Source organism: Streptomyces sp. sk2.1, assembly GCF_008120935.1.
In the GTDB taxonomy this organism is placed as follows: domain Bacteria; phylum Actinomycetota; class Actinomycetes; order Streptomycetales; family Streptomycetaceae; genus Streptomyces.
In genome coordinates this window covers 1777376-1788492 of record NZ_RDBO01000077.1, presented here as the reverse complement: position 1 = coordinate 1788492, position 11117 = coordinate 1777376, and the positions used below count along the sequence as shown (strand labels likewise).

Annotated in this window: 6 protein-coding genes and 1 pseudogene; all 7 read right to left on the bottom strand. The window is 71.6% G+C overall.

Annotated features, from left to right (window positions below; translation table 11 throughout):
* Window positions 1-967, bottom strand: a pseudogene (locus EAO76_RS35085) (urease subunit alpha); the annotation flags it as partial.
* A gap of 1 nt (window position 968) precedes the next feature.
* Window positions 969-1313, bottom strand: coding sequence for an urease subunit beta (gene ureB, locus EAO76_RS35080; RefSeq protein WP_148840115.1), 345 nt, complete (start codon window positions 1311-1313; stop codon window positions 969-971).
* On the bottom strand, window positions 1310-1612 hold the full coding sequence (locus EAO76_RS35075) for an urease subunit gamma (RefSeq protein WP_148840114.1): 303 nt from the start codon (window positions 1610-1612) through the stop codon (window positions 1310-1312). The genes ureB and EAO76_RS35075 overlap by 4 nt, the downstream gene beginning before the upstream one ends.
* A gap of 243 nt (window positions 1613-1855) precedes the next feature.
* Window positions 1856-5611 carry a S8 family serine peptidase gene (locus tag EAO76_RS35070; protein WP_148840113.1) on the bottom strand — a complete coding sequence of 1252 codons (3756 nt, stop codon included), beginning with the start codon at window positions 5609-5611 and terminating at the stop codon, window positions 1856-1858.
* Between the two features lie 105 nt (window positions 5612-5716).
* Complete coding sequence (locus tag EAO76_RS35065; RefSeq protein WP_148840112.1) at window positions 5717-6868, bottom strand: XdhC family protein; 1152 nt, start codon at window positions 6866-6868, stop codon at window positions 5717-5719.
* Between the two features lie 92 nt (window positions 6869-6960).
* Window positions 6961-8412: an NCS2 family permease gene (locus tag EAO76_RS35060; protein WP_148840111.1), complete on the bottom strand. Its 1452-nt coding sequence runs from the start codon at window positions 8410-8412 to the stop codon at window positions 6961-6963.
* A 318-nt stretch (window positions 8413-8730) separates the two neighbouring features.
* The gene (pucD, locus tag EAO76_RS35055; RefSeq protein WP_148840110.1) at window positions 8731-11115 is read right to left on the bottom strand and encodes a xanthine dehydrogenase subunit D; all 2385 of its coding nucleotides are present in this window, start codon (window positions 11113-11115) and stop codon (window positions 8731-8733) included.
* Between the last annotated feature and the right edge of the window lie 2 nt (window positions 11116-11117).

The window sequence follows — 11117 nt, the reverse complement described above, 5'->3', positions numbered from 1 at the left end:
CGTCCGCACCGCCGCCGCGCTCGGCGCGACGGTCCTCAACGGGGCGAAGGCCGAGGGGCTGCTGACGCAGATGGGCAGGGTGTCCGGGGCCCGGGTCTCGGCGGACGGCGACAGCATCGACATCCGCGCCCGCGCCCTCGGCGTGGAAGACGTGGATGGAGCGTCCGGCGATGGCGTCGAGGGTTCCTTCGACGTAGCCGGTCTCGTTGAGGCTGTCGGCGTGCAGGGCTACCTGGAGGCCGTGGGTGTCGGCGGCCCGCAGCGCGGCGTCGATGGCGGCGGGGGTGGCGCCCCAGTCCTCGTGGACCTTGTAGCCGCCGGCCCCGGCGAGCGCCGCCTCGCGCAGGGCCTCCTCGCCGACGGTGGAGCCCTTGGCGAAGAGCATGACGTTGAGCGGGACGCGGTCCAGCGACCGGTACATCATCGCCAGGTGCCGGGCGCCGGGGGTGACGGTGGTGGCCTTGGAGCCCTCGGTGGCGCCGGTGCCGCCGCCGATGACCGTGGTGGTGCCGGTGGCGAGGGCCTCGTGCAGGGTCTCCGGCATGAGGAAGTGGACGTGGGTGTCGACGGCCCCGGCGGTGAGGATGCGGCCCTCGCCGGAGATCACGTCGGTGCCGGGGCCGATCACCAGGTCGGGGTGGACGCCGTCGCCGATGTCGGGGTTGCCGGAGCGGCCGAGGGCGACGATCCGCCCGTCCCGTACGCCGACGTCGGTCTTGACGATGCCCCAGTGGTCGAGGACGACGACGTTGGTGATGACGAGGTCGAGGGCGCCGTCGGCGCGCGAGGCGGTGGACTGGGCCATGGATTCGCGGATGGACTTGCCGCCGCCGAACACCGCCTCGTCGCCGCCGAAGCAGCGGTCCTCCTCGACCTCGATCCAGAGGTCGGTGTCGGCGAGGCGGACGCGGTCGCCGGTGGTGGGGCCGTACAGCGCCGCGTAGGCGGCGCGGGTCATGCGTGCCATGTCACCGCTCCTCCGTCCGCGCGGTCGGCGGGTCGTCCGTCCGCGCGGCCCGGTCGCCGGGCACGAGGATGCCGGGCACCTTCCGGAGTCCGCCCAGTTCGACGAGGGCGACTTCGGCACCGACTCCGGGCTCGAAACGCAGTGAGGTGCCGGAGGGAATGTCGAGCCGGAATCCCTGGGCCAGGGACCGGTCGAAGGAAAGCGCGGGATTTGCGTCGGGGAAATGCAGGTGCGAGCCGATCTGAATGGGCCGGTCGCCGTCGTTCACCACGGTCAGGAAAATCTGGGTTCGCGTGTCATTTATTTTCAGTTCACCGGGACCGGTCCGGATCTCGCCGGGGATCACGGGATCGGCGAGGTGATCGTGACGAGCTTGCGCCCGTCCGGGAAGGTCGCTTCGACCTGAACGTCATGCAGCATCTCGGGAACACCTTCGAGCACGTCAGCGCGGGTGAGAACGTTTCTTCCCGCGGCCATCAGATCGCTGACGCGGGCTCCCTCGCGGGCGCGTTCCATCGCCCAGCAGGAGAGCAGGGCGACCGCCTCGGGGTAATTGAGCCGTACACCCCTCTCCCGTCGGTCACGGGCGACCATTCCGGCAACGCTCAGCAGCAATTTCTCCGTGTCGGACGGAGTGAGAAACATGGGAAACCTCCATGGCGGCAGTCCCCGGAATTCCCGGAATCGCCTGAGCCACGCTCCTCTTATAAGCCTCCCGGCAGCGCCGTGGCAACTCGCACCGCACCGCGATAAGTCCCTTTCTATCCTTATCGACCGCCATATACGGGCAAAGTAGACAAATTTTGATCATCAAGTGAGTGCAAAAAGTGCGGCCGCGCACCCCCGGACGAGGGGTGCGCGGCCGCTTCGGGTGCGGGTCTCAGCGGGTCACTTCAGACCGAACGCCCGGATGATCTCCTGGTCGACGGCCAGCCCGTCGGCCGCCTCGGCGTGCGCCCTGAGCGAGACGAACGCGCCGGCCTTCTTCGGGGCCTTGAACCGGGCGGTCCAGGAACCGGCCGCGTCCTTGCGCAGCTGCGCCGCCTCCCAGGTCTTCCCGTCGTCGTAGCTGACCGACAGCGACGCCTTCGTCGCCCGCACCGCGCCGTCCAGCCACTCCTGCGTGCCGGAGGAGAGCCCGACCTCGGTCCACCGGCCGGCCTTCACGTCACCGGCGAGGTCGGTGTCGACGGCGTAGTCCAGCTGGAGCAGCGGGATGTCGGCCTGGAAGGGGCCGTTCTCGTCCAGCGCGCCCGAGACGAAGCTCCACTCGGTGTGCGTCCGGGTGGACGTCCTCCACACCTCGCCGTCCCGGGCGGAGTCGAGCACGAACCGGTACGGCAGCTTCTGGGGCGAGACGTCCCAGGCGAACCCGGCCCGGCCCGCGACCTTCTTGATCAGGGTGTCGCCCTGGTAAAAGGCGGTGGAGGTGGTGTCGTACTCGTCGTCCGGCATGGAGCCCGAGTGACCGGCGCCCGAGTCCGTCCACGGCGTGAGGTTGAACTGGATGTCGTTGTACACGGACCGGAACGGACCCCAGTAGCCGGTGCCCAGACGCGGGCGGGTGACCGGGGCGAACCACCCGGCGGGGTAGGTGCGGCCCGCCGTGTAGTCCAGGTCGCCGCTGCGCATCTCCTGTGCGAAGCCCGTCTCGTCGGCGTTGAACACCGAGTGGTTCTCGTACCAGAAGGAGGCACCGGGCAGCGGGGTGACCCACTCCTCGCGGGTGCCGGGGAACTTCTCGTACTCCTCGAAGCCGACCCCCGGACCGTAGTCCGGGATGTCGTAGCGGTAGCCGGCGCCGAGCACGTCCTTGTGGCCGTAGAAGGTGTTCTCCACCTTCGCCAGCCGGCGGGCGGACGGGGCGAACTCCAGCGAGCGGTCCGGGACGACGCCGTCGTGCCGGTCGACCAGGTCGTACACGTAGCGGGCGAACTTCCGCTGCTCGATCGTCAGCTTCGCGCCGCTCCGGGCGGACTCGATCAGTTTCTCGCCGGCCAGCCGCCGGACCGAGGCGACCGGGATGGCGGCCTCGGTGCCGTAGGGGGTGTAGCTCTCCATCAGGACGCCGTCGCCGTCGTTGACGACGAACAGCGCCCCGGCGCCCGCCTCGACGGCGGCCGCGAGCCGGTCGGCGGGGGCGACCGCGTCGCTGCGGCGGACGACCACCGCCTTGCCCTTGACGTCCAGGCCCTTGTAGTCGGCCGCGGCGCCGTCGCCCGCGAAGACGGCCCGCAGCTTCTTCACGCCGCTCTCCGCGACGGGCGAACCGCCCTGCACGGCGACCGGCACGTCACGGCCGCCGGCCGTCAGGTCGATCAGCTTCTCGCCCTGCCGCCAGCGGGTCAGGAAGGAGAAGCTGCCCCGGGTGACCTTCTCGGTGGGGCTCGCCCACAGCTGGTCGTACGTCAGCGGGATCTGGTACGCGTCGCGCTGGACGGTGCCGTCCGGTGCGGTGCGCGCCATGTCGTACCGCAGCTGCCGGGTCTCGGTCTCCTTCGGCGTCCGCACGCTCACCTTGCGGGCCTTCGCGGCGTCGAGGGTCACCGTGGCCGAGCCGTCGAGGATGATCTCGGGGGCCGCGAGGAAGGCCAGGGCCTTCGAGTCGGCGCGGTCACCCGCGACGTCCGCGGCGGTCCAGGCGGTGTAGTTGCCCGGCGGCAGCCGCAGCGTGGTCTCGCCGGACACCGCGACGGGCTGGAGCTGAGGGTCGCCCAGCGCGCCCAGGACGACGGTTCCGTCCATCGGCTTCCCGGCACGGTCGCGGAGCTTCAGCGTGAGGTCGTACAGCTCCCGCTCCTTGGTCAGGGCGAAGCCGGTGTGGGCGACGACGGTGCCCGCCGCGCCCTCGGCGACGACCTGGCCGGAGAACCGCGTGTCGTTCGCGACCTTCGACGGGTCCAGCGAGAGCACCGCCTCGGCGGTGGAGCCGGCCGGCACGGTCAGCTTCTTCGTCGACAGGGTGTAGGCGTCGGCGTCCGTGTCCGTCGCCAGGTCGAGCACGACGTCCTTCGCACCGGTGTTGCGGTAGGTGATGGTCCGCTCGGCGACCGGGTCGGACGGGGAGTGCGGCCAGTCGTAGGAGGCGACCGCGACGGAGCCGGTGGCCTCGATCGTGGTGTCGATCGCCGCCTTCACGTCGAGCCGTCCGGTGCCCTGCTCGTACGGGCTGTACGCGTCGAGCCGCTTGGACGAACTCATCAGCGCGTCCTTGATCCGCCGGCCGGACCAGTCGGGGTGACGCTGCTTCAGGATGGCCGCCGCACCCGCGACATGGGGCGTGGCCATCGACGTGCCGGACATCGACCGGTACATGCCCTCGGTGCCCGGGACCGCCTGCGAGGCCGCGGCATTGATGTCCACGCCCGGCGCGGAGAGGTCCGGCTTCAGGCCGTTGGACCGCACCAGCGGGCCCATCGAGGAGAAGTCCGCACGGTTGTCCCGCTTGTCGACGGCGGCGACGGTGAGCGCCTTGTCCGCCGAGCCGGGCGCGCCGATCGTGCCCGCGCCGTAGGCGTTGCCCGCGGCGATCACGAACAGCGGGCCGCCGTCGGCGGAGAGCGCGTTCACGGCGAGTGACATGGGGTCGGAGCCGTCGTCCGGGACGGGGGAGCCCAGGCTCATGGAGACCACGTCGGCGCCCTCGGCCTTCGCCCACTCCATGGCCTCGATGATGCCGGAGTCCGCGCCGGAGCCCTCGTCGCTCAGCACCTTGCCGACGATCAGGCCGGCGCCCGGGGCGACGCCCTTGTTGGCGCCGTCGGAGGCGGCACCGGAGCCCGCGATCGTGGAGGCGACGTGTGTGCCGTGGCCGTGCCCGTCGATGACCTCCTCGCCCGGGACGAAGCTCCTGGCCTCCAGGACGCGGTCCTTGACGTCCGGGTGGGTGGCGTCGATGCCGGTGTCCAGGACGGCGACCTTGGTGCCCTTGCCGTCGTAGCCGGCGGCCCAGGCCTGCGGGGCGTTCACCTGCGGGACGGAGTCCTTGAGCACGGCCTCCGCCCGGCCGTCGAGCCAGATCTTGGCGATGCCGTTGTCGAGCGAACGGGCCTTCGCGGTACGGGATATGTCGTTCCAGAAGGACCGGGCGGTGTTCTTGTCCGCCTTCAGCGCGGCGCCGTGGATGCTGGTCAGGGTGCGGGTCCGCTCGGCGCCGCGCGGGGCGGCGGGCAGCGAACGGCCCCGGCTCGCCGGGTAGGTGGCGATGAGCGGGATGCCGTCCGACCTCCGGTCGTCGTACCCCATCTCGGCGAGGACCCGGACGTTGAACAGCCGGCGGTCCAGCTTGCCCGCCGCGAGCAGCGACCGGGCCTCGTCGGGCAGGACGTAGAGGTCGTCGCCCGCCTGCTGGACGTGCACGCCGCCGACCGCGCCGTCGGGGCGGTCGACGGTGACGGTGTCCTGCTTGCCTGCACCGTCCGTGTAGTGCACGACGTCGCCCGTGAGCAGGGTGATGTCGTATTCCTTGACGGGGGCGGCGGCCTGACGGCCGGTCGCCCCGGGCCGGTCCGCGGCGGAGGCGGAGCCCGTCACGGGGAGCAGCGCGCCACTGACCAGGGCGACCGAGGTCGCCACCAGGAGGGCCCGGCGTCCCGCGCGGACGGGTCTCGCCCGGCCGGGTGCGGAGGAGGAAGTGGAAGTCATGCGCAGATCAAATAGCCAAAAGCCCGGCTACTGCCCGGTTCACTCCTGGCGTGAAGCCGCCCTGGCGGGAACCCGCCCTCCAACGATCATGTTTTCGGGGCGGGTTCAGGCCACGGACGTGATCACCGCGGTCGGCGGTTCGCCCGTCTCGTGGTGGATCGGGGTGTGCGCGCCCTTGAGCGACAGACCGCTGCCGCCGCGCCGTTCGGCGACGATCTCCGCGACGATCGAGAGCGCCGTCTCCTCCGGGGTGCGGGCGCCCAGGTCGAGGCCGATCGGCGAGTGCAGCCTGGCCAGTTCCAGTTCGGTGACGCCGACCTCGCGCAGGCGTTCGTTGCGCTCCAGATGGGTGCGGCGCGATCCCATCGCCCCGACGTACCCGACCGGCATCCGCAGGGCCAGTTCCAGCAGGGGGACGTCGAACTTGGCGTCGTGGGTGAGGACGCACAGGACGGTGCGCGCGTCGACGTCGGCCGTCGCGAGGTAGCGGTGCGGCCAGTCGACGACCACCTCGTCGGCCTCGGGGAAGCGGGCCCTCGTTGCGAACACCGGGCGGGCGTCGCACAGGGTGACGTGGTAGCCGAGGAACTTCCCGGCCCGCACCAGCGCCGAGGCGAAGTCGATGGCCCCGAAGACGATCATCCGGGGCGGCGGGACGCTCGACTCGACGAGCAGGGTGAGCGGCCGTCCGCAGCGCGAGCCGTCCGCGCCGACGGTGACGGAGCCGGTGCGGCCCGCGTCCAGCATCGCGCGGGCGTCGGCGGCCGCCGTGCGGTCCAGCTCCGGATGCCCGCCGAGCCCGCCCTCGTACGAGCCGTCGGGGCGGACCAGCAACGGACGGCCGAGGAGTTCGGCGGGCCCGTCGGTGATCCGGGCGACCGCCGCCGCCTCCCCCCGTGCGGCGGCGGCGAACGCGGCGGCGAACACCGGCCGGGCGGGGTCGTCCGCCCGCACCGGCACCACCAGGATGTCGATGACGCCGCCGCAGGTCAGCCCGACCGCGAAGGCGTCCTCGTCGCTGTAGCCGAACCGCTCGCGCACCGCGACGCCGTCCGCCAGCGCCTGCCCGCACAGCTCGTACACCGCGCCCTCCACGCACCCGCCGGAGACCGACCCGATCGCGGTGCCGTCACGGTCGACGGCGAGCGCCGCCCCGGGCTGCCGGGGCGCGCTGCCGCCGACCGCCACGACGGTGGCCACGGCGAAGTCGCGTCCCTGCCCGACCCACCGGCTGAGCTCTTCGGCGATGTCCAGCATGGGTGCTGCTCCTTCTACGGGTGTGTGGAGGACGACGGGTGTGCGGAGGACGACAAGTGTGTGGAGGACGACGGGTGTGCGGGGGGGCCGGGCTACTTGGCGCCGAGCCAGCTCTCGATCGGACCGAGCGCGAAGTACACGACGAACACCGCGGTCAGGACCCACATGAAGGCACCGACCTCACGGAACCTGCCCTGCGCCGCCCTGATCGCGGCGAAGGAGATCACCCCGGCACCGACGCCCGCGGTGATGGAGTACGTGAACGGCATCAGGGCCACGGTCAGGAAGACCGGCACGGCCACGGAGCGGTCGCTCCAGTCGACGTGCCGGGCGTTCTGCATCATCATCGCGCCGATGACGACCAGTGCGGCGGCGGCGATCGGCCCCGGCACGATCTGGGCGAGCGGGGTGAAGAACAGTCCGGCGGCGAAGAGGAGGCCGGTGACGACGGAGGACAGGCCCGTGCGGGCGCCCTCGCCCACACCGGTCGCCGACTCGATGAAGACGGTCTGCCCGGAGGCCCCGGAGACGCCGCCGATCGCACCGCCCGCGCCGTCGATGAACAGGGCCTTGGACAGGCCCGGCATCCGGCCCTTGCTGTCGGCGAGCCCGGCCTCCGTGCCGACGCCGATGATCGTCGCCATCGCGTCGAAGAAGCCGGCCAGCACCAGGGTGAAGACGATCATGCCGACGGTCATCGCGCCGACACCGCCCCAGCCCCCGAACTCGACGTGTCCGAAGAGCCCGAAGTCGGGCATCGAGACCGCGCCGCCCCGGAGTTCGGGCGCGCTGCCGCCCCACGCCTTCGGGTCGATGTCGCCGACCGCGTTGACGACGACGGCGAGGACCGTGCCGACGACGATGCCGATCAGGATCGCGCCGGGCACGTTGCGGGCCTGGAGCATGAAGATGAGCAGCAGGGTGACGCAGAAGAGCAGGACGGGCCAGCCGGCGAGCTGCCCTCCCACCCCCAGCACGACCGGGGCGCCCTTGCCGACGAAGCCGGCGTTGACCAGGCCGATCAGCGCGATGAACATGCCGATGCCGATGGTGATGCCGTGCTTCAGCGGCAACGGTATGGCGTTCATGATGATCTCGCGCAGCCCGGTGACGACCAGCAGCACGATCACCAGGCCGTACAGCACGCACATGCCCATGGCCTGCGGCCAGGTCATGTGGGGCGCCACCTGGGTGGCGAGGACGCCGGAGACGGAGAGGCCGGCTGCCAGGGCGAGGGGCACCTTGCCGATGAAGCCCATCAGCAGGGTGGACACGGCGGCGGCCAGGGCGGTCGCCGTGATCAGTCCGGCGTGGTCGAGCCGGTTGCCCGCCACGTCCGGGCCGGACAGCAGGAGCGGGTTGAGCAGGAGGATGTAACACATCGCCATGAAGGTGGTGATGCCGCCGCGCACTTCGCGCGCGACGGTGGAGCCACGGTCGGAGATGTGGAAGTACCGGTCGAGCCAGGATCTTCCGGCCGGAACGCGCGAGCCGGTGCCCGCGTCCTCCGCACTGGTCCTGGGCTCCACTGACTGCTGGGTCATGATGCCTGACTCCCAAGGTTCACAGGGGCACCCGCGGCAAGGAATCGGCACGCGGGGTTTGGGATGACTGCGCTGGCGGCACGACCCGGGGGACGGCCCGAGACGAACTGTTCATGCAGAGTGGAATACGACGTACGACGTGCTGCGCATACGGCGCGCGGCATCATCCGCACGGCCGGTGTTGCGGTGTCGCGGTACCGCGAACGGCGGTACCGCGGTGCTCCGGACGGTGCGTGCGGCGGAAGTGTGTGACGTTCCCGGGATGCGCGCACCGCCCGGAGGGTCCGGGAGGGGACCGCGGCCCTCGGCCGCGGGCCCTCAGGTGCCGGTGAGGTGCTCGGGGCGCACCGGCGTCCTGTTGAGCTCCAGCCCCGTCGCGTTCCGGATCGCCGCGAGGACGGCCGGGGTCGACGACAGGGTGGGGGCCTCGCCGATGCCGCGCAGCCCGTACGGGGCGTGGTCGTCGGCGAGTTCGAGCACGTCGACCGGGATGGTCGGGGTGTCGAGGATGGTGGGGATCAGGTAGTCCGTGAAGGAGGGGTTGCGCACCTTCGCGGTCTTCGGGTCGACGAGGATCTCCTCCATGACGGCGACGCCCAGGCCCTGGGTGGTGCCGCCCTGGATCTGGCCCTCGACGGAGAGCGGGTTGAGCGCCTTGCCGACGTCCTGGGCACAGGCCAGTTCGACGACCTTGACCAGGCCCAGTTCGGTGTCGACCTCGACGACCGCGCGGTGGGCGGCGAAGGAGTACTGGACGTGGCCGTTGCCCTGTCCGGTGCGCAGGTCGAACGCCTCGGTGGGCCGGTGGCGCCATTCCAGTTCGATGTCGACCGCCTCGCCCTCCAGCACGTCCACCAGGTCGGCCAGGACCTCGCCGCCGTCGGTGACGACCTTGCCGCCCTCCAGGAGCAGTTCGGCGGTGGCCCACGCGGGGTGGTACGTGCCGAACTTGCGGCGGCCCATCTCCAGGACCTTCTCGCGGACGGCCTCGCAGGAGTGCTTGACCGCGCCGCCGGTGACGTAGGTCTGCCGGGAGGCGGAGGTGGAGCCGGCGGAGCCGACCCGGGTGTCGGCCGGGTGGATGGTGACCTGGGCGACGCCGAGTTCGGTGCGGGCGATCTGGGCGTGCACGGTGACGCCGCCCTGCCCGACCTCGGCCATGGCGGTGTGGACGGTCGCGACGGGTTCCCCGTTGATGACCTCCATCCGCACCCGGGCGGTGGAGTAGTCGTCGAAGCCCTCGGAGAAGCCGACGTTCTTCAGGCCGACCGCGTAGCCGACGCCGCGCACGACGCCCTCGCCGTGGGTGGTGTTGGACAGCCCGCCGGGCAGCGCCCGTACGTCGGGCTGCTCGCCGGCCACCTCCCACTGGCGTTCGGGCGGCAGCGGCCTGGCCTTGACCCGGCGCAGCAGTTCGGCGACCGGGGCGGGCGAGTCGACGACCTGTCCGGTCGGCAGGAAGGAGCCCTGTTCCATGGCGTTGAGCTGCCGGAACTCGACCGGGTCCATGCCCAGTTCGGCGGCGAGCTTATCCATCTGCGCCTCGTAGGCGAAGCACGCCTGGACCGCGCCGAAGCCGCGCATGGCGCCGCACGGCGGGTTGTTGGTGTAGAGCGCGATGGCCTCGATGTCCACGTCGTCGACGACGTACGGACCGACGCCGAGCGAGGAGGCGTTGCCGACCACGGCCGGGGACGCGGAGGCGTAGGCCCCGCCGTCCAGCACGATGCGGCACTTCATGTGGGTCAGCTTGCCGTCGCGGGTGGCGCCGTGCTCGTACCAGAGCTTCGCCGGGTGGCGGTGGACGTGTCCGAAGAAGGACTCGAAGCGGTTGTAGACCATCTTGACGGGCTTGCCGGTGCGCAGGGCGAGCAGGCAGGCGTGGATCTGCATCGACAGGTCCTCGCGTCCGCCGAAGGCGCCGCCGACGCCGGAGAGCGTCATGCGGACCTTGTCCTCGGGCAGGCCGAGGACGGGGGCGATCTGGCGCCGGTCGGAGTGCAGCCACTGGGTGGCGATGTACAGGTCGACGCCGCCGTCCTCGGCGGGCACGGCCAGTCCGGACTCGGGGCCGAGGAACGCCTGGTCCTGCATGCCGAAGACGTACTCGCCGCTCACCACGACATCGGCGCGGGCCGCCGCCGCGTCCGCGTCGCCGCGGACGATGGGCTGGCGGTGGACGATGTTGGGGTGGGGCACGTGCCCGATGTGGTGGTCGGTGCGGTTCTCGTGGACGAGGGGGGCGCCGGGCGCGGTCGCCGACGCCTCGTCGGTGACGACGGGCAGCTCGCGGTAGTCGATCCTGATCTTCGCGGCGGCGCGGCGGGCCGTCTCCGGGTGGTCGGCGGCCACGAGCGCCACGGGTTCGCCGTGGTGGCGGACCTTGCCGTGGGCCAGGACGGGGGTGTCCTGGATCTCCAGGCCGTAGTTCTTCACCGACGTCGGCAGGTCGTCGTGGGTGAGGACGGCGTACACGCCGGGCGTGGCGAACGCCTCCGCGATGTCGATGGAGACGATCTCGGCGTGCGCGAGCGTGGAGCGCAGCGTGTGGCCCCAGAGCATGTCCTCGTGCCACATGTCGGAGGAGTACGCGAACTCCCCGGTGACCTTCAGGGTGCCGTCGGGGCGGAGGGTGGACTCGCCGATGCCGCCCTTGGCGCGGGTGCCCTGGTTGATGCTGGTGGGGTTTCCGGTGAGGCCCATCG